Origin of the sequence: Desulfovibrio subterraneus, assembly GCF_013340285.1 — a bacterium.
In the GTDB taxonomy this organism is placed as follows: Bacteria; Desulfobacterota; Desulfovibrionia; order Desulfovibrionales; family Desulfovibrionaceae; genus Halodesulfovibrio; species Halodesulfovibrio subterraneus.
The window spans coordinates 397,781-416,329 of sequence record NZ_BLVO01000004.1 but is presented as its reverse complement, the minus strand read 5'-3'; the positions used below and the strand labels follow the sequence as shown (position 1 = coordinate 416,329).

At 58.1% G+C, this 18,549-nt stretch carries 15 protein-coding genes; 5 read left to right on the top strand and 10 right to left on the bottom strand.

What is annotated here, in order from left to right:
* The first annotated feature begins 425 nt into the window (after positions 1–425).
* The 4 genes from HUV30_RS02330 to HUV30_RS02315 all read left to right on the top strand — a co-directional run bounded on the left by HUV30_RS02330 (position 426) and on the right by HUV30_RS02315 (position 3,632).
* Positions 426–1,226, top strand: coding sequence for a sensor histidine kinase (locus HUV30_RS02330; protein ID WP_174403779.1), 801 nt, complete (start codon positions 426–428; stop codon positions 1,224–1,226).
* A gap of 2 nt (positions 1,227–1,228) precedes the next feature.
* On the top strand, positions 1,229–2,731 hold the full coding sequence (locus tag HUV30_RS02325) for a sigma-54-dependent transcriptional regulator (protein ID WP_174403778.1): 1,503 nt from the start codon (positions 1,229–1,231) through the stop codon (positions 2,729–2,731).
* A 165-nt stretch (positions 2,732–2,896) separates the two neighbouring features.
* Positions 2,897–3,208 carry a phage regulatory CII family protein gene (locus tag HUV30_RS02320; RefSeq protein ID WP_243452037.1) on the top strand — a complete coding sequence of 104 codons (312 nt, stop codon included), beginning with the start codon at positions 2,897–2,899 and terminating at the stop codon, positions 3,206–3,208.
* A gap of 10 nt (positions 3,209–3,218) precedes the next feature.
* Complete coding sequence (locus HUV30_RS02315; protein WP_174403777.1) at positions 3,219–3,632, top strand: response regulator; 414 nt, start codon at positions 3,219–3,221, stop codon at positions 3,630–3,632.
* Positions 3,633–3,644: 12 nt separating this feature from the next.
* Here the strand turns inward: HUV30_RS02315 and mnmA are convergent, their stop codons facing one another.
* The 10 genes from mnmA to HUV30_RS02265 all read right to left on the bottom strand — a co-directional run bounded on the left by mnmA (position 3,645) and on the right by HUV30_RS02265 (position 16,791).
* Positions 3,645–4,694, bottom strand: coding sequence for a tRNA 2-thiouridine(34) synthase MnmA (gene mnmA, locus HUV30_RS02310; protein ID WP_174403776.1), 1,050 nt, complete (start codon positions 4,692–4,694; stop codon positions 3,645–3,647).
* Between the two features lie 137 nt (positions 4,695–4,831).
* Entirely contained in the window at positions 4,832–6,295 is a 1,464-nt protein-coding gene (gene gatA, locus HUV30_RS02305) for an Asp-tRNA(Asn)/Glu-tRNA(Gln) amidotransferase subunit GatA (protein ID WP_174403775.1), read from the bottom strand.
* A 20-nt stretch (positions 6,296–6,315) separates the two neighbouring features.
* Positions 6,316–6,600, bottom strand: a complete 285-nt coding sequence (gene gatC, locus HUV30_RS02300) for an Asp-tRNA(Asn)/Glu-tRNA(Gln) amidotransferase subunit GatC (protein ID WP_174403774.1) — start codon at positions 6,598–6,600, stop codon at positions 6,316–6,318.
* 94 nt (positions 6,601–6,694) lie between these two features.
* On the bottom strand, positions 6,695–8,692 hold the full coding sequence (locus HUV30_RS02295) for a penicillin-binding protein activator (RefSeq protein WP_174403773.1): 1,998 nt from the start codon (positions 8,690–8,692) through the stop codon (positions 6,695–6,697).
* 158 nt (positions 8,693–8,850) lie between these two features.
* The gene (gene dnaK / locus HUV30_RS02290) at positions 8,851–10,764 is read right to left on the bottom strand and encodes a molecular chaperone DnaK (protein ID WP_174403772.1); all 1,914 of its coding nucleotides are present in this window, start codon (positions 10,762–10,764) and stop codon (positions 8,851–8,853) included.
* Positions 10,765–11,041: 277 nt separating this feature from the next.
* Complete coding sequence (locus HUV30_RS02285; protein WP_174403771.1) at positions 11,042–11,620, bottom strand: nucleotide exchange factor GrpE; 579 nt, start codon at positions 11,618–11,620, stop codon at positions 11,042–11,044.
* Between the two features lie 38 nt (positions 11,621–11,658).
* Positions 11,659–12,705: a heat-inducible transcriptional repressor HrcA gene (gene hrcA / locus HUV30_RS02280; protein WP_174403770.1), complete on the bottom strand. Its 1,047-nt coding sequence runs from the start codon at positions 12,703–12,705 to the stop codon at positions 11,659–11,661.
* Between the two features lie 295 nt (positions 12,706–13,000).
* Entirely contained in the window at positions 13,001–13,504 is a 504-nt protein-coding gene (locus tag HUV30_RS02275; RefSeq protein WP_174403769.1) for a peroxiredoxin, read from the bottom strand.
* Between the two features lie 47 nt (positions 13,505–13,551).
* On the bottom strand, positions 13,552–15,942 hold the full coding sequence (locus HUV30_RS02270; protein ID WP_174403768.1) for an AsmA family protein: 2,391 nt from the start codon (positions 15,940–15,942) through the stop codon (positions 13,552–13,554).
* A 150-nt stretch (positions 15,943–16,092) separates the two neighbouring features.
* Positions 16,093–16,791 carry a PilZ domain-containing protein gene (locus HUV30_RS02265; protein ID WP_174403767.1) on the bottom strand — a complete coding sequence of 233 codons (699 nt, stop codon included), beginning with the start codon at positions 16,789–16,791 and terminating at the stop codon, positions 16,093–16,095.
* A 131-nt stretch (positions 16,792–16,922) separates the two neighbouring features.
* On the opposite strand from HUV30_RS02265, the gene HUV30_RS02260 reads away from it, so the two are divergent.
* Positions 16,923–18,455: a cobyric acid synthase gene (locus HUV30_RS02260; RefSeq protein WP_243452036.1), complete on the top strand. Its 1,533-nt coding sequence runs from the start codon at positions 16,923–16,925 to the stop codon at positions 18,453–18,455.
* Positions 18,456–18,549 lie beyond the last annotated feature (94 nt).

Sequence of the window (18,549 nt, the reverse complement as noted above, 5' to 3'; positions counted from 1 at the left end):
CTGCCATTTCCTGCACATACAGTGTGGTGCATGGTGGTCAATACAACTATGAAGATGCAGGCTGCTGTGCCATGAACCGTCCTGTTGCCTAACTGTAGATATGGAGGACATATTCGTTGAATACATGTGACGACGGATCCGCCTGCCGCAAGGGGGTAGCCGAGGTGGATTGCTCCGGCTCCATACTGCGCGCTGATGCACGGTTCTGCGAATTGCTTCGCACCTTGCAGCAAGACTCTTATGGAGCGGGCGGGACTGCTCAGACGCATTGTTTGACCCTCACGGAAGGTAGTCCTCTGCAAACAGCTGTGGAGAGTGGGAAGCCATGGAATGGCATGGCCGGAACTGTCCGTGGCTGTGCTGTGCGGGCATCCTTTTTTCCCCTTCCGCCTCTTTCGTCCGGTGACGGAAAAGGAGGGATAGTCATGCTTGAGCAGGCTGAACCGCCCCGGCAACTGCGGGCAGATATGCTGCGGTTTGCCCGCGGGTTGACACACGAATTCAACAACACCCTCGCATCCATTCAGGGATTTGCCGAGATAGCGGCTTCCCTGGCTGCGGACGATTCCCCCATGCAATCCCGCGCTTTGCAGAATATTCTTCGCGGATGCGAGCATGCCGAGGCTGCCATCCGCACTGCTCGGATCATGGCAGGACGGGTCGAATGCAGACTGGTGCCGCTCTATTTGGTGCAGACTGTGCAGGTATGGCTGGATGAACGAAGGGACACCCTGCCGGAACGTGTGAGGGTTTCCTTGATTGTGGGAGATACGTCGGGAGAAGACGTCGCCGCCCAAAGCTCCTGCCAGTCTGGGCATCACGCTCTCCTGCAAGTGCCTGGTGACAGCCAATTGCTGGGGCTGGCATTGGACGCTCTGTGGGATAATGCCCTGCATGCGTTGTCTGACGGCGGAGAGATTGTAGTGAATGTCTCGAGCCGTGATGACGGAGCCGTGGTTGCGCTGGAAGTTCTTGATACCGGCTCAGGTATGACCGCTGACGTCCTTGCAGCCTGTGCAGACCCCTATTTTACCACACGTGAATCAGAAGGGGCAAAGGGACTTGGGCTGTCTTTGGCGCGGGGAATCGCTTGGCTGCATAATGGGAATTTTTTTGTGGAGTCATCGCCGGAAAAGGGAACGATGGTCCGCCTGCTGTTGCCCCGGTCCGACAGGACAGCAGGGTCTGAAATTGCTACTTACAGGGTAGATGCAGGGATAAGGTAACAATGGCCCGTATTCTTATCATAGAAGATGACGCCCTCTTCAGGGAGATGCTCCTTTCCGCCATGCAGTTGGACGGCCATGAAGCGCAGGGGGCGGGCTCCATGGCGCATGGACGAGATGCTCTCGAAAGACAGCGGTTCGATCTGGTCCTGCTGGATGTGGGCCTGCCGGATGGTAACGGCCTCAGGTTTATTCCTGAAATCTCTGCCGCCGAAGGAGCGCCGGAGATTATCATCATTACCGGCGACGGGCATGCGGACGGTGCGGAACTGGCCATTACCAGCGGCGCACTCGACTACATCAGCAAGCCGACCTCCCTTGCCTCGGTGAGGGAAGCCGTGCAACGCGCTCTGGCTTATCGTAAAGGAGCCTGCCAGCTTACGGAACCCGAACGATTCGGCATTGTGGGCAACAGTGTTTCCATGCAGCGTTGTTTCAGGCTGCTGTCCGAAGCGGCTTCAAGTGAAGCGCCTGTTCTTATTACCGGCGAAACCGGGACAGGTAAGGAACTCTTTGCCCGCGCCGTACACCGCAACAGCCAGCGGGTTGCCGGTCCCTTTATTGCTGTGGACTGCGGGGCCATTGCAAAAACGCTCACTGAGAGCGAGCTTTTCGGGCATGCTCGCGGTGCCTTTACAGGCGCCGACCGCCCCCGCGACGGGCTGGTCATGCAGGCACACGGCGGAACGCTTTTCCTTGATGAAGTTGGTGAGCTGGCCATGCCGCAGCAACGGGCTTTCCTGCGTGTGCTGGAAGAACAGCGCTTCAGGCCGGTGGGCGGAGGGCGCGAAGTGCATAGCGATTTTCGTCTGGTTGCCGCGACCAACAGGGTTCTTCCTGCCATGGTGCATAAGGGGACATTCAGGGAAGACCTGCTGTTCCGCCTGCAGGCCATGCATATCCATCTGCCTCCACTACGAGAGCGGATGGATGATCTTTCAGAACTGGTGCGGCATTTTGCGGACAAGGCGTGTCAACGGTATGGTTTTCCGCGGAAGCAGCTCAACAATGCCTTTCTCGGCGAGTTGCTCGCCTATCCGTGGCCGGGCAATGTGCGCGAATTGCTGCATGTTACCGACCAGAGCGTCATTCGCGGGCGTTTTTCCCCTGAACTGCTGCCGGAACATCTGCCGAGCAGTGTGCGTGTAGCCGTGGCACGGTCCCGTGTGGCCGGGGGGCCGGACGAATCCGTTAAAAGATGGTCGGAAAAATACTATCAACTCGGCGAGGAGTCTCCGTTCCGCGACGTGCATGATGCGCCGGATGCCGTTTCCTTACCCTGCGGCGTGCCGAATGAGGGGGAGACACTTGGTGAATGGAAAGCGTTTCGGGATCAGGTGCTGGATGCGGCAGAGCGCACCTATCTTCTCAGACTTCTGGGGCAGACGGGGGGAGATGTCTCCCGAGCCAGCAGGATTGCCGGTGTCTCCCGCCAGAGGCTGTATACCATGCTCCGCAAGCACGGTATAAGCAGGACCTGGCGCATGGATTCAGAGAATGTATGATGTTTAAGTGTAAACTTAATGTTTACATTTTAAATTGTAGTGTCGCATCGCGGTCCGGAATTGGTACAACAATGTCCGGGAGCCCGCGAATATTGTAAGTTATGCAAGCCCTCTCTTATGGTATGCATTTTGTATCCTTGCAGGATGGCATACAGGAGGGATCACATGCTTAATGATTTATCTCGCATTGTTCATCACGTTGTGCTGAATAGCCATGTTCCTGCCAAGGCGTTGGCAAAAGAAGTGGGGAAGTCGTATTCCACGCTGTTGAGGGAAGTAAATCCATACGATACGGGCGCCAAGCTCGGTGTGGAAACGCTTATGGAAATCATGAGGCAGACCGGCAACGTCGATCCCCTCATCTACATGGCAAGGCAGTTCGGCTATGATCTGGTTCCGGCTCCCGGCAGTGCCGGGTTCCGCAGGCGTGAAAACATGGAGACTGCTCCGCAGGAACAGGCTGCCGTAGGAGCCTGAAGGTGAGGTTATGGGGGGCACATTCAACATTGCTTTGGCACCCAATCGTGTGGTTGTCATGGAAGACGACGCACTCGTGCGCGAGTTGCTGCAGGTCGTTCTGAAGAAAGGCGGGTATCAGGTGGTGCTCGCCGGAAATGGTATCGAGGGGATGCAGGCCATGCGCAACCATGGCGCTGATCTGGTAATCACCGATCTGTTCATGCCCGAGCAGGATGGTTTGCAGACCATTATGCAGCTGCGTAAGGAGTTTCCGGCGGTGCGCATTGTGGCCATGACTTCGGGAGCAGCTTACCTGAGCCTGTCTAATGCTCGTGAGACAGCGACATTGCTTGGTGCGGACGGTTTTCTTGAAAAGCCCCTGAATCAGACCATGTTGCTGGATATGATGGAAGATTTGCTGGGTACACCAAGAACGGCGTGATTGCAGCGGCAGCTACAACGCACGGTCGATGATACCACCTGCAAGAACATTCTGTTCCGTATCGTAGACGCAGCATATCTGCCCTGCGGCCGGGGGCGTGCGTGGCGTGTCGAAATGCACGGTCATGGTGCGCACAGATTCGGGACCGGTTTGCATGGTCACGGTCGCCGGGAGCGGCTGTTGCCGGTATCGGATGCGTACAAGCAGTTCGGACGGCCACTTCTCATATGGCACCAGCAGGTTGAGGTCTGTCACCGCACATCCGGCTGATGCCAGTGTTTCTTTTTCTCCGACAACCAGCGTGTTTGTCCGGGCGTTCTTGCCCACTACGTAGAGCGGGGCTTTCCATGCAATGCCCAGCCCTTTGCGTTGTCCTTCCGTGTATTGCCACAGCCCTTCGTGGGTTCCCACCCGTTCGCCATCCGTCGTGACCATGGGGCCTTTGCCGTGCAGGGCTACCGGCCTACTGCGCAGAAAGGCTCGGTAGTCGTCATCCGGCACAAAGCAGATTTCCTGACTTTCACTGGGGTAGGGGGGGATGAGTCCCCGTTGCGCCAGATTCGCCTTTACCGCTTCCTTGGTCCATGTGCCGAGAGGGAAGACTGCCCGAGCCAGTGCGGCAGGCGAAACCAGCGACAGGAAGTAGCTCTGGTCCTTTGTGGCATCCTGTCCTCGTGAAAGTATGCGCCCGTATGCGGGGTGCTCATGCAGCACGGCATAATGACCGGTGGCGATGTGCGTGGCCCCCAGTTTTTCCGCTTCGCGCCACAGTGCGCCGAATTTCATGCGGGCGTTGCAGAGCGCGCAGGGGTTGGGGGTACGCGCCTTGGCATATTCATCCAGAAAGGGGAGCACCACGCACCGTTCAAACTCGTCGTGCAGGTCCACGGCGTGGAAGGGAACATCAAGCTGTTCACACATGGCGGCAAGTGCCTGCTCGCGTTCCTCGCTGCGGGGCAGGAAGTGCGCATGCAGGGCAATGACGTTATGACCCTGTTCTTTCAGGGAAAGCAGGGCGAACATGGAATCAGTGCCGCCGCTTATGGCTACCGCAATGGTCATGGTGCGAGTCCTGAATATGGTCTTAAGGGGCCATATGATGGTTTGCTGATGGTTGTTCCGGTCCGGATATTCTAACGGAAACAGGCGGGGAAGCAATGGTGCTTTCCCGCCTGCAGTATATATGAAGGTTTTGCCTGTTACAGTCCGGCGGGGGTGCCGATGGACGGGGTGACCTTTTCCAGTGCGTGCGCAACGGAGTAGATGGTCGCCTCGTCAAAGGCCTTGCCCAGAAGCTGCAGGCCCAAGGGCATTCCGCTGTCCTTGCCGAGTCCCACCGGCAGCGACAGGCCGGGCAGCCCCGCAAGGTTCAGCGAGATGGTGTAGATGTCCATGAGGTACATCTTCAGCGGATCATCCGTAAGTTCACCCACCTTCCAAGCGGAAACCGGGGATGCAGGTCCGCAGAGCACGTCGCACTGGCTGAGTGCCTTTTCGTAGTCTTCGCGGATGCGGCGGCGTACCTGAGCGGCCTTGCGGTAGTAAGCATCGTAATAGCCGGAAGAAAGCACGTAGGTGCCGAGCATGATGCGGCGCTGCACTTCATCGCCAAAGCCCTTGCTGCGGGATTTCACGTAGATGTCGAGCAGTTCGTCGGCATCGGCATCGCGGTAGCCGTAGCGCACGCCGTCGAAGCGGGCGAGGTTGGAGCTGGCTTCAGCCATGGCCACGATGTAGTACACCGCAATGGCGTAGGGAGAATGCGGCAGGGAAACTTCCACCGGTTCGGCACCGAGGTCCTTGAGCTGGTTCAGGGCAGAGGCGCAGGCGGCCTCAACTTCCGGATCAAGCCCCTTGCCCCAGAATTCTGCGGGCAGGCCGATGCGGACACCCTTCAGGCTGTCGCGGCCGAGCGCTGCCAGATAATCGGGCACGGCACGTTCGGAACAGGTGGAATCCTTGGGATCATGGCCGGCGATTACCTGCAGCATGCGGGCGTTGTCTTCCACAGTGCGGGTCATGGGGCCTATCTGATCCAGCGAGGAACCGTAGGCGACCATGCCGTAGCGGGAAACGCGGCCGTAGGTGGGCTTCATGCCCACGCAGCCGCACAGGGAAGCGGGCTGGCGGATGGAGCCGCCGGTATCCGTACCCAGCGAGCCGAAAGCCTGCGAAGCAGCCACGGATGCTGCGGAACCGCCGGAAGAACCGCCCGGCACGCGGGAAAGATCCCACGGATTGCGGGTGGGGTGGAAGGCGGAATTTTCGGTGGAAGACCCCATGGCGAATTCGTCCATGTTGGTCTTGCCGATGATGACAGCGCCTGCTTCCTTGAGCTTGCGTACGGCATAGGCATCATAGAACGGCTTGAAGTTGCCCAGAATTTTCGATCCGCAGGTCGTGGTCACGTCTTTGGTGCACAACACGTCCTTCACGGTAACGGGAACGCCCCAGAGAGGCTTGTCTGCATCGGGGCCGGCTGCGTCCATGGCCTTTGCCGTGGCAAGGGCTTCTTCGCGCTGCAGGTTGAGCAGGGCCTGAATCTTGGGCTCGGTCGCGTCAATGCGTGCAAGGCACGAGGACACGGCTTCTTCCGCGGATACCTCGCGGGCAAGAAGACGGGTGCGGATCTCGGAAAGTGATTTGGTATACAGGTCAGACATTCTACTGAGTCTCCGGCGTATTAGACGATCTTGGGCACGACAAAGAACTGCCCGTCGGTCTGGGGTGCGTTGGAAAGAACGGCATCCCGTTCGGCTGTCTTGGCCGCAACGTCGTCACGCAGGACCGTGCTGTGCATCACGGGGCTGTAGAGCGGCTCAACGTCGCTGGTGTCCAGCTCGTTGAGCGTTTCCATGTAGTTGAGAATGGATTCGAACTGACCGGCAAACAGTGACAGCTTGTCCTCGTCCAGTTCAAGGCGCGCCAGTTTGGCGATTTCTGCTACGCGCTCAGGCGATATTTTCATGGAATGATCTCCTCGTATCCAAAGTTCTCTGCGGGGCTGTCGGAATGCAGGGCGTCCGGTACTCCGCATTGGGCTGGCCGTGAGCGGGACGGTATCAGCCCTTGATTTTCTTCTGATATTCCTCTTCCAGCATCTTCACGCGTTCTTCGTGACGCTGGCGGATCTGCTCCAGCTTCTCGCGGAAGCTGGCAGGATCAAGCGGCTCGAATCCGGCGCTGGAAGGCGTGAACAGGAACATCTTCTGCGAGGCGCGGCCTTCCGGCGTCCAGTGGATGGGAGCAATGCTCCAGTCCATGGCCTGCGCGGTCTGGATGCGCTGGTTCATGTCGTCGGCGGAAACCGCTTCTTCGGGTGAGCCGAGCAGCGAGGCAAAGCGCACGAAGTCGTATCCGAGGCCGACCCAGAGGTCGGGTTTGCCAAGGCCGGATTCATCAAGCGTCTTGGTAAGGTTTGCTGCGGCCGTGGTGGGGGTGAAGGGGTTCCATGAACCGGGGAATACGGCCAGGTTGAAGTAGCGCGTTTCCACGTCTTTGCTGGAAGAAAGTCCTTGCTCCCACAGCGCGGAGCCGAGGAAGACCATGCGTGTTTCCTGATAGAAGAAGAAATGGGGAATGAGGCTCTGCATCTGCTGCCAGCCGTCAGGCAGGAACGCAGCCTGGAAGGGCGGCTTGGGAGGCATGGGGTCGTCCTCACCCGCGCGGCGGCCGGGAACCCTGAGGAATGTGCGCAGGGTCTTGCCCCATGAGGGGGAGTCCTTGGGAGCATAGGCAGCCGTGGCAGTGGTGTTGATGCCAAGTTCTGAGCCGGTTTCCTTGAAAAGGCTGTTCATGCGCATGCCGAACGCTTCGTCGGGATACAGAACTCCATAATTTTCAATACCAAGATCGTTCTTGGCAAATTCGAGCACGGTGCGCACCTGGTCGCGGGGGCTGGAGAAGAAGCGCCATGCCACCTTGCCCTCTTCGCCCTGCTCAAGGGTGGAAAGGAATGTGAAGAAGCTGCGGTCATCAAGCTGGCCCTGTTTTCTGAGCAGGTCCATGGATTCGGTACGCAGGGGGCCGCCGACAACGCTTATGCCCTTGGGCAGGGCTGCGAGCTTCTTTTCCCAGCCTGCAGCTGCGGTGTTGATGATCGTAACGGAAAGATCGTTGCCGGATTTGGCGAGATCCCACTGGGCCACGCCCGCACCGCGCACGATCTTCCAGCCGATGTTGCCGAAGGGGCCGGTCAGGGGCAGCGCAAGGGCTATGCCCTGCGCAGGCTGCCCGTATTCCTGCTCAAGAGGACGCAGAATCCGCTCCACAAGCAGCTTGTCGGAAAAATGTCCTGCAAGGCGCAGTCGCTGCAATGCCTGATGTGCCAGCGGCCAGCTTTCGTTGTCCGTGGCGGAACGGCGGGCCTTTTCAAGCAGGATGATGGAATAGGGGAAATCCAGCTCGTTTTCAGGCGTCAGCAGGCCCGCGAGCATGGCAAGCGCTTCAGGTTCGGCAGACTGCAACTGTGCGAACAGGCGGTTTTCCAGTGTGCCTTTGTAGGCCTTGGCATCCGTGCTCTTCGAAGCCTGCTCATACAGGTCGGAAAGGGTCTGCATGGCGCCGTGCGGGTCTTCACCGTCTGTCCATTCCCGGCTGGCGAGCAGCAGGGTGGCTTCCGTGCGCACGGCTCTGGAACGGCCGGAGTCGGCAGAAAGAGCCTGCAGCATGTCCACGGCTTTCTGGCGGGGCAGGTTGAGCATGCACTTGCTGAAGGCGTTGAGCCATTCCGAAGTGTTTTCCGCATCCGGATTAAGGGAACGCCATTTTTCAAGCGCCTCAATCCCGAGGTTGTATTTTTCGTTGGCAATGGTGCTCAACGAGAAATACTTCCATGCTTCAAGAGTTTCTTCCTGCGAGAGCTGCGGAAGCTGGAGAGTTCTGTCATAGAGGGCTTCCGCTCGCTTGAAATCGCCGTTTGAATAGGCGGTAAACGCCTGTTCGGGCAGCGTCATGTACTGCTCTGCGCCAGACTGCATGGGAGGAGCCACAATCGCTTTCTGGCAACCTGCGAGCAGGGCGAAGACGAACAGCAGACCAAAGACCGCAAGGATCGGCATCCGTGAATGCCGCGTGGTATTCGATTCGGAATATTTTCGCATAATGGGTACCATAATGATAAAGGCCTGATCCGCCAAACGACGAATCAGGCCAAGCTAATCATATACCGTTGCAATTGCAAGAGCGGGTGTCCGCTCCGGCTTGCAGGCTCGTAAGTTTACTTCTTCACTTCGGTGTAGTCTGCGTCGACCACGTCGTCATCTTCCTTGCGGGGGCCACCTGCGGCTCCTGCATCGGCACCGGCTTCGCCGCCCTGTGCACCCTGCGCCTGCTGGGCGTAGAGCTGCTCGGCCAGCTTGTGGGAAGCCTGAGACAGTTCGTCGGTTGCCTTCTTGATGGCGTCTACGTCTTCGCCTTCCATGACCTTTCTGAGCGCTTCGATCTTGCCGTCAATTTCGCTCTTCAGGCCGGCATCCAGCTTGTCGCCGAGGTCGCGGATGGACTTTTCGGCAGAGTAGATCAGGGTGTCCGCCTGGTTGCGAACTTCGATAACCTGCTGCTTTTTCTTGTCTTCGTCAGCATGAGATTCGGCTTCCTTGATAAGGCGCTGGATCTCGTCTTCGGAAAGACCGGAAGAAGCGGTGATGCGGATGGACTGTTCCTTGCCGGTACCCAGATCCTTGGCGGAAACGTGCACGATGCCGTTGGCGTCGATATCGAAGCTCACTTCAACCTGGGGCATGCCACGGGGTGCCGGGGGAATGCCGGTCAGTTCAAAGCGGCCGAGAGTCATGTTGTCACCTGCCATGGGGCGTTCGCCCTGCATGACATGGATGGACACGGAAGGCTGGTTGTCCGCAGCGGTGGTGAAGGTCTGCGACTTCTTGGTCGGGATGGTGGTGTTGCGTTCAATCAGCTTGGTGAACACGCCGCCGAGGGTTTCGATACCCAGAGACAGCGGGGTTACGTCGAGCAGCAGCACGTCCTTCACGTCACCGGCAAGAATGCCGCCCTGAATTGCGGCGCCCATGGCAACCACTTCATCGGGGTTCACGGAACGGTTGGGTTCCTTGCCGAAGAATTCTGCAACCTTCTTCTGCACCAGAGGCATACGGGTCATGCCGCCCACGAGCACCACTTCGTCGATTTCTGCAGCGGTAAGGCCGGCGTCTGCCAGTGCCTTCTTGCAGGGGGCGATGGTGCGGTCGACAAGCTGTTCCACCAGCTTTTCCAGCTTGGCGCGGGAAAGCTTGAGCATAAGGTGCTTGGGGCCGGTCTGGTCGGCAGTGATGAAGGGCAGGTTCACTTCCGCTTCCATGGAAGTGGAAAGGTCCTTCTTGGCCTTTTCAGCTGCTTCCTTCAGACGCTGCAGGGCCATGCGGTCCTTGGACAGGTCGATGCCGTGGTTCTCGCGCTTGAACTCGTCCACCAGATAATTGATGATGGCAAGGTCGAAGTCTTCGCCGCCGAGGAAGGTGTCGCCGTTAGTGGCGCGCACTTCAACAACGTTGTCGCCCACTTCGAGAATGGAAATATCGAAGGTACCGCCGCCGAGGTCGAACACGGCGATCTTCTCGTTGGCCTTCTTGTCAAAGCCATACGCAAGCGAAGCTGCGGTGGGTTCGTTGATGATGCGCTTCACTTCCAGACCGGCGATACGGCCTGCGTCCTTGGTGGCCTGACGCTGGGAGTCGTTGAAGTATGCGGGAACGGTAATGACCGCTTCGGTCACTTCTTCGCCCAGATAGGCTTCAGCGTCTGCCTTCAGTTTGCCGAGGATCATTGCGGAAACTTCGGCAGGGGAGTAGCTGCGGCCTTCGATTTCAACGTGTGCATCGCCGCCGTTGCCGGAAACGATCTTGTAGGGAGAGTGGTCGGCCCAGCGGCCGACTTCGGGAGCATTGAACTGGCGACCCATAAGACGCTTGATGGCGAAAACGGTGCGCTCAGGGTTGGTAACGGCCTGACGCTTGGCGATATCACCGACGAGACGCTCCTTGTCGGTAAAGCCGACTACGGAAGGGGTGGTACGTCCGCCTTCGGGGTTGGTGATACATTTGGGGTCCTTGCCTTCCATGATGTAGACACAGGAGTTGGTAGTTCCAAGGTCAATACCGATGATCTTGCCCATGTGCGATTCCTCCTAACGAGATAGTCACGAAATATGTGTGTAAATTCTGTCTGATATATGAGCCGCTGCCAGTCGGAGCGGCATCGCGTCAGCTTCGGGGAAAAACTAAGTTCGTTTTCCCGAGGGGCAAGGGGGACTGGTGAAATTTTTTACACAAGATGTTGCAACTTGGTGCAATGAAACGTTTTTTCAAATTATATCCTGCACGTCTGTGTAAGAAAAACGGGCGCGGGAAATGCTTCCCGCGCCCGTTTGGTGCGTAATATGCGACGGAAGGCTATGCCTTGCCGGTGGAAATCATGACCTTGGCAGGGCGCAGCAGGCGTTCCTTCAGGCGGTAGCCCTTCTGCATGACCTTCTTGATGCAGCCCTCGGGCGTATCGTGACAGGGCTCCTGACCAATGGCTTCATGGACTTCGGGATTAAAGGCCTCTCCGGTGGCACCTACCTGTATCAGGCCGTGCTGTGCAATGGCGTCGAGAAGCAGCTTCTGGGTCATTTCAACACCGATGAGCATGTCTTTGCAGCCTTCAAGGTTACGTCCGTATTCAATGGCAAGGCCAAGGTTGTCCAGCGTGGGCAGCAGGCTGGAAAGAACGTTTTCCGCTGCGTACTTGGCCTGTTCTTCCTTTTCGCGCTGGATGCGCTTCTTGAAGTTGTCCATTTCTGCCAGCGAGCGCAGGCGTGCTTCGTCGGCGCTGACTTTTTCGTTGCAGGCGGGGCATACGCGTGCCTTGCACAGTGCGACAAGCTCTTCATCCGTCAAATCTATGGTTTCCTGCACGGGAGCGCCGGCTTTGTCCTTTTCGAGCTGCTCTGCTGCTTCCTCGCTCAGTTCAACCTTGTCTTTAACCATGGAAATACTTGCTCCTTGAGAATATGCTATACGGTTCCCTAAGCGGAAAACCGGTCTTTCAGCAGGGTGGATAGGGATTTTGAAATACAGTCCACAACAGGGACGATGGTGCCGTAATCCATGCGCAGAGGGCCTATGACGCTTACAACGCCAAGCGGGGTTTCAACGCCGTAAGGGGCAGAAATGACACTCAGTCCGGCGAAGCTGTCTTCAGCTTCGGGCATGTCCGGTGCAATGGAGACGGAAACGTCCGCGCTGCGCATGGTGTTGTTCAGCAGTTTGAGCAGTCTGGTCCGCTCATCCAGCAGCGCGAGCAGTTCGCGCATGCGTGCGGAATCGGTGAATTCCGCCTTGTCCAGCATGGTCAGGGTGCCTTCTACAAACAGTTGCCGCTCCGCTTCCGCCTCGCCGGAAAAGGCAAGACGGGCAAGGCCGAGTGCACGGGCGCAGAGTTCTTCCAGATGCGCCCCGGTTCTGTGCAGTTCATTCAAAATGCGGCTGCGGGCTTCTGACAGGGTAAGGCCGGTGTAGTGGCTGTTGAGGTAATTGCCGAAGTGGATAAGGTCGTCTGCAGAGACCTTTTCGTCCAGCCTTACCACGCGGTTGCGGATTATGCCGCCGTCCAGAACAAGCACGGCAAGTACCAGCCGGTCTGCAACAAGGGAGAAGTCCACCCGCCGCCAGCGCACGTCGTTGCCACCCGGCGCGAGCACCAGAGCCACTTCATGCGAGAGCGAGGAAACCAGTGCCGTGGCCTGCTGCAGCATCTGGCTGATTTCCAGCCCCTGTAACGTCATATGATTCAGAATGCTGTCGCGCTCATCGCGGGAGACAGGGCGCATGCGCAGCAGTGAATCAACATACAGGCGGAAAGCTTTTGCTGTAGGGATGCGACCTGCCGATGTGTGGGGCTGTTCCAGATACCCCTTGTCGGTGAGGTCGGCCATGGTGTTGCGCATGCTGGCGGCAGAAAGTTTCAGACGCGAGGTGTTGGCCACGGTTCGAGACCCCACCGGCAGCGCCGTGGTGATATAGGACTCGATGATCGTGGAGAGAACGTCTGTCTCGCGCTGTGCAAGGCTCATGGTGTGCAGCCAGTCCCGTCTGCTTTGTTGCCAAGGGTATGAACACCGGCCGGTGTCCGTCACATCTACCTGTCGAGGGGCCAGCCTTGCCGCATGTGTTTCCGTCTGCTTTCGCGGCGAGACGTTCAGGCAGACCCGCCAAATGAGCGTGAACTGCCGGAGCGGGGCACGGTTGCCGCTTCCCTCAAGACTTGACGGGTAACAACGCCTACCCCCCCTGTCAAGGGAAGGGGGGGCTGAAAGAATATCTTTGCAGCGTTATCTTTTTGAAAATATTGAAACTTCAGATGCCCTGTTATGGCTGTGCCGTGAGGGTGCGAACGGCCTCAAGCACTTCCTGCATGTGGGTATCGACCTTTTTCACCGGGCTGAATACCATGCGGACCACGCCCTGCGGGTCGATGATGAAGGTGGAGCGTACAATGCCCATGGACTCCTTGCCGTAGTTCTTTTTGAGCTGGAAGACGCCATAGGCTTTGGCCGCTGTCCGGTCCGGGTCAGAAAGAAGCTCGACACCAAGCTGTTGCTTGACGATGAATCCGGTGATGGCCTTGCAGGAGTCCGGCGACATGCCGACCACCGTTGCATTGCAGGCTTCAAAGTCCGGCAGGAGGGTCGTGAATCCTTGCGCTTCCCGCGTGCAGCCCGGGGTGGAGGCTTTGGGATAGAAGTAGAGCACAAGCCATTTGCCCGCATAATGGGAGAGCGGACGCGGCTCACCCGCTGCATTCACGAGGTTGAAGGCAGGTGCTCTGTCGCCGGAGGCCGGTACGAAGCTTTCGGGTGTGTGCGGTGTCATATCCTTCTCCTTCTCTTTGTCTGAGGCAGGGGGCGAGGTTCTCTGAACTATTGCTGGAAGAGCTGCTGCAGACCCTTGCCCAGTTGTTCCAGAGGATTCTTGGGCTTCTTTTCGTCTTTGCCGCCGTTCTGCTTTTTGGTGCCGGCATCGTCTCCCGTCAGACCGGGGATGGGGAGCAGGTCGCCCAGATTGCTGAACGTGGCTTTGAGCAGGGCCCGCGCATCAAATTCATACAGCGGGGCAGACAGTGCTCCGGTCACGGTAACAGGAATTTTGGGAAGCCCCGTAATGCGCACAACGGCCTTGAAGTCGACTTTGTCCTGATACAGGTCTGCATAGCCGGCTCCGGAGCCTTTGATGTTCGGGGCGACAAGTGCGAGGTCCTTGTTCGTTACGCGACCCGAGCGCACGACATACGTGCCGGAAAGCCGCTCGAAGGACTGCTTGCGCAGGGAATCGTCTGCTTTGTCCACCTTTGAATTCCTGATCTCGCCCTTGACCTTGTCGGGAACGATCTGCACTCCGAGAACCGCTCCGTCAGTGACGGAGAAGGACCCCTTGCCGTTCAGGGTGGAGAGAACTTCCTGCACCGTATCGCCGGTGGCGTAGAGGTTGGTCTGCCAGTTGGCTGTTCCCGTGGCGCGCGGGTCACCCATGAAGGTCGCGGTTATGGGGGCAACCTGCAGGTTCTTTGCGTTCAGCGAGACGCTGGAGCGGGTATCCTTGTTGCGGATGTCCGCAGTGATATCCGCATCGTAGCGGCCTTCAAAAAGGTTGGCGGAACAGGGTGATACCTTGAAAATGCCGTCCTTGGCCATGACCTTGATATCCATATCCGTCAGGTAGACTTTCTGTACGGTGAATGCGCCGACCTTCAGGGACGCGTCGAGCAACAGCTTGCGCAGAGCCTTGCGGGCTTCCGCGGAGATGAAGGGCTCTTCTCCTGCGGCCTTATCAGCCTCTCCGGCAACGGCAGGCTTGCCGGATTGTGCAGGCGCGGCTTTTGCGGGCTGGGCTGCAGCAGGCTTGTTGTCCTTGGCGGCTGCCTTGGCGGTGCCGGAGCCGGACGTGGCGGTTTTTCCGCTCGTGTCAGGCTTGTCGGCAGTGCTGTTTTGGGCAGGGGCATTGTTTTTGTCCGCTTCGGACGTGTTGTCCTTGGCAGGGGGCGTTTCGTTCTCGGTCTTCCCGTCTGTCGCGAGAGGCATGTAGCGATCTGCATCCAGCGCAGTAACAGCCAGCTCGGCCTTTATTTCCGGCCGTGCAAACTGTCTGATGCGCACTGCGCCACTGAAATTCGTGTCATCGAGCGTACCGTTGATGTTGGAAAGGGCAACCTGAACGGGGGAGGCGGCAATGGTAAAGCTGAGGGCGGCCTTGTCCAGAACCGAAGCATCAGCAGTTTTCAACTCCAGCCCAAGAGCCTTGAGCGTATCTCGCAGGGTGCATTCCACAGCCACCTTGCCGTGAAACACGGGAGCTTCAGCCAGAGAAAGCTTGCCGCTGGCACTCAGGTCAGCATCATATGCATTGGCAGAGAAACTCCGCACGTTGAATATCTGCTGCATCAGGTCGTAGGACATGGCCCCCTGCTGGCGCAGGGAAAGCGAGCCACCAGGAAAGGTGTTGCCCTTTGCGTCCACATTCAACGTCTGGTTATCCAGTTCGATGCGGGTAAGGTCATGCGCCAGCATAAAGGTGGTATGGAAGTCGACATCGGATTCCATGCGGGGAATGTTCGATTCAACCTTGGTCTTGATGGTAAGATCGACAGGTTTACCCAGCGTTATGGCCGAGGTGGCGAGGGAAAGGTCCTTCAGCGCACGGGTGGTACCGGTCTGTTCATCCGTGAAAGTGATGTCTGCACGGGTAATGGCAAAGGAATCCACCAGCAGGGCGGGCAGGGTTTCCAGCGGCGTGGCCACGGTGTTGTCAGCAAATCCGTCGGCGTCCTTGATGGCCTGTGGAGCTTGGGACGTTTTGGGTGCTGCACCCGTGGCTGTTCCAGATGCGGCAGCAGCGGCCGCAGGAGCCGGCAGCTCGGGCGTGAATTCCCAGTTCACTTCTCCCTTGGCGTTGCGGATGAAGTTGAGCTTCAGTCCTTCAACGGTGACAAAGGAAACCTGCACGTCTTTCTTGAGCAGGGGCATCAGCTTGATCTGAATGCCTGCACGGTCGAGGCTCATGAAATCGCCGCCGCCGAAGCTGTCGGGGTTGGCCATGCGCACGGGACCGGTTTCAAGTCCAAGCCAGGGAAAATAGGAAAGAGATATGTCTCCGGTGAACTCCACGGTTCTTCCGGTCCGTTTGCGAACTTCTTCGGCAATGCGGTTCTTGTAGTCGTTCGGGTCGACCAGAGTGACGAGCGCAACCGTACCCACTGCGACAATGAGCAGGCATGCACCGATGATGGAACCGAATACCTTGAAGAATTTTACCATATTATGCTCCTGAATAGCCTGGTCCGGTAACTTGCGGGCGTTGGCGTCTTCGCTTGGGCTGAGACGGAATGATCCTGCAATGTTCGCCGTCGGCTGAGGAACATGTAGTCGTATTCAGCATGTAATTCAATATGCTAATTCCGGGTAAGGTCAACTTATGATAACTCTCTTGGGTGCCATGCAGCTTCCTTTGAGCAGCACGGCCAGTTCTTCGCCTTGCGTATCCGTTATGGAATGGAAGCTTATTCCGCACCCTGGACGCTTGCAGCCCTTGCCCCAGCGGGTGGCGTGAACAATGGTTCCGGATATGGGAGTCTTGTCGGCAAGGTCGAGAAATTGCAGCCAGGCAGTTTGTCCCGGCTTCCATATGTGCGTGGAAAAACAGAACGTCCCGAGCGGGGATACGTCGAAAGTTATGGTACGTTCCGTGGTGGCCGGATTGAATCCCGCGTCCTGTGAAAGAAGAATGGCACAGGTAATGGCCGTGCGTTCCTCACGTCGGATGGTGCGCGGCGGCTGGGCTGCGCACTGGTGCACGAACTGGGCGAGCGCCTGTTCAGGGGTTACTCCCTGTTCAAACACGGTGAGTGCTCCGGTTTCTCCGTCCACCCGGCAGCGGAGCATGGGAAAGCTGCCCATGGAATCGTTGATGATGTTCTTTCCTTCACCGTGCAGGCGCAGGAATGTGGGCATGTTGATCAGTATGCCCTGTATGGGCTGTGTGCGCATGATATGAACTATGCTTTCAGATTCGGAAGCAAGAGTGCCTGTGGCGCCCAGCTGTTCAAGCTGGCGCTTGAGAATGGCGCCGTTATCATTGTCGCGCGCGATGGCAAGAATGTGCGTCATGCTGCTCTTGTGCCTGCTAATTCGGCAACCGTCCATTATTCTTTGCTAAACCTTTATCAAATCTGCCTTGTGGGGCGAAATGGGCAGGAATGCACTGGTTTTACGAAAGGAAACGGGATACAGCTTCCACCATGCCAAAACACAAGCCTGACCGCAAGATTCCTGCCCTGATGTTGCAGGGGACCAGTTCCAATGCCGGCAAAAGCGTGCTGACGGCGGCTCTTTGTCGCATTCTGCTGCAGGACGGGTATTCCGTTGCCCCGTTCAAGGCGCAGAATATGGCCCTGAATTCCTTTGTCACGCCGGACGGGCGGGAGATTGGCCGGGCGCAGGCGGTGCAGGCCGCGGCCTGCAGGCTGGAACCGGATGCGCGCATGAACCCTGTTTTGCTCAAGCCTTCTTCGGACACGGGCTCGCAGGTCATCGTCATGGGGCATGCCGTGGGCAACATGCGGGTGAAGGAATACGTTTCCTTCAAGCCGGAAGCTTTCCGGACAGTGCAGCAGGCGTATGATTCGCTGTCCGCGCAGCATGATGTGATGGTTCTGGAGGGTGCGGGCAGCCCCGCCGAGATCAATCTCAAAGCCCACGATATCGTGAACATGCAGATGGCACGCTATGCGGATGCGCGGGTGCTGCTTGTGGGCGATATCGACAGGGGAGGCGTGTTTGCCTCGCTGGTGGGCACCATGGAACTGCTTGATCCGTGGGAGCGTGATCTTGTGGCAGGATTTGTGCTCAACAGATTCCGTGGCGATGCCTCGCTGCTGGACCCCGCCCTTGAATATACCACCCGCAAGACCGGCAAGCCGTTCTTCGGCGTGGTGCCGCATGTCACGGAACTGGGGCTTCCCGAGGAAGATTCCGTCTCCTTCAAGGAAGCAATGTGCAGGAATATGCCCAAGGCAGGAAGCTGTGTGGATGTGGCCCTTATCGACCTGCCGCACATTGCCAACTTTACCGATCTGGACGCGCTCTCCGGCGAACCGGATGTGCGTGTGCGCGGTGTGCGCTCGCCCGGAGAACTTGGGCGGCCGGACTGCATTCTCATTCCGGGGTCCAAGAATACGCTCGGCGATCTGGAATGGCTTCGCCGGACCGGACTTGCCTCTGCCATTGAACAGATGGGCCGCCAGTCTGCGGAAAATGCCCCCGAGATTGTGGGGATATGCGGCGGATTGCAGATGCTCGGCAGAAGTGTGGAAGATCCGTTGCAGGTGGAATCGGACGGGCGGAACGATCAAACCGAAGGGCTTGGCCTGCTGAACGTGCATACCATCATGGGGCCGGACAAGGTGCTGACCCGTGTGGAAGGAACCCATACCGCCTTTGACCTGTCCGTCTGCGGCTACGAGATCCACCATGGCAGGACGCAGGTGGGCGAGGGCGGGGGAGTATCGCCCTGCGTGGTGCTGCCGGACGGCACAGCGGCGGGATACAGCACGGCGGATGGCCGCGTGTGGGGCACCTACATGCATGGGGTGTTCGATGCCGACGAATTCAGGCGGGCCTTTGTGGACAGGCTGCGCAGCCGCAGGGGTGAGGCTCCTCTTGGCAGGGTGGTCGCGCCATATTCGCTTGATCCGGCTCTGGACAGGCTGGCAGCCGTTGTCCGTGAAGCACTGGACATGTCTGCGGTGTATAGATTGCTCGGTCTGAGTTGAGCGCCGGTTGCTCATTCCGCCTGTTCACCGGCAGACAGGCACAGCCTTCAATATAGGCAGCTGCCGGTTTCATTCAGTCCGGCATGCTGCACCC

Coding starts and splice junctions, on each gene's coding strand:
- HUV30_RS02330 (WP_174403779.1), top strand. CDS start 426: ATGCTTGAGCAGGCTGAACCGCCCCGGCAACTGCGGGCAGATATGCTG.
- HUV30_RS02325 (WP_174403778.1), top strand. CDS start 1,229: ATGGCCCGTATTCTTATCATAGAAGATGACGCCCTCTTCAGGGAGATG.
- HUV30_RS02320 (WP_243452037.1), top strand. CDS start 2,897: ATGCTTAATGATTTATCTCGCATTGTTCATCACGTTGTGCTGAATAGC.
- HUV30_RS02315 (WP_174403777.1), top strand. CDS start 3,219: ATGGGGGGCACATTCAACATTGCTTTGGCACCCAATCGTGTGGTTGTC.
- mnmA (WP_174403776.1), bottom strand. CDS start 4,694: ATGACCATTGCGGTAGCCATAAGCGGCGGCACTGATTCCATGTTCGCC.
- gatA (WP_174403775.1), bottom strand. CDS start 6,295: ATGTCTGACCTGTATACCAAATCACTTTCCGAGATCCGCACCCGTCTT.
- gatC (WP_174403774.1), bottom strand. CDS start 6,600: ATGAAAATATCGCCTGAGCGCGTAGCAGAAATCGCCAAACTGGCGCGC.
- HUV30_RS02295 (WP_174403773.1), bottom strand. CDS start 8,692: ATGCCGATCCTTGCGGTCTTTGGTCTGCTGTTCGTCTTCGCCCTGCTC.
- dnaK (WP_174403772.1), bottom strand. CDS start 10,764: ATGGGCAAGATCATCGGTATTGACCTTGGAACTACCAACTCCTGTGTC.
- HUV30_RS02285 (WP_174403771.1), bottom strand. CDS start 11,620: ATGGTTAAAGACAAGGTTGAACTGAGCGAGGAAGCAGCAGAGCAGCTC.
- hrcA (WP_174403770.1), bottom strand. CDS start 12,705: ATGAGCCTTGCACAGCGCGAGACAGACGTTCTCTCCACGATCATCGAG.
- HUV30_RS02275 (WP_174403769.1), bottom strand. CDS start 13,504: ATGACACCGCACACACCCGAAAGCTTCGTACCGGCCTCCGGCGACAGA.
- HUV30_RS02270 (WP_174403768.1), bottom strand. CDS start 15,942: ATGGTAAAATTCTTCAAGGTATTCGGTTCCATCATCGGTGCATGCCTG.
- HUV30_RS02265 (WP_174403767.1), bottom strand. CDS start 16,791: ATGACGCACATTCTTGCCATCGCGCGCGACAATGATAACGGCGCCATT.
- HUV30_RS02260 (WP_243452036.1), top strand. CDS start 16,923: ATGCCAAAACACAAGCCTGACCGCAAGATTCCTGCCCTGATGTTGCAG.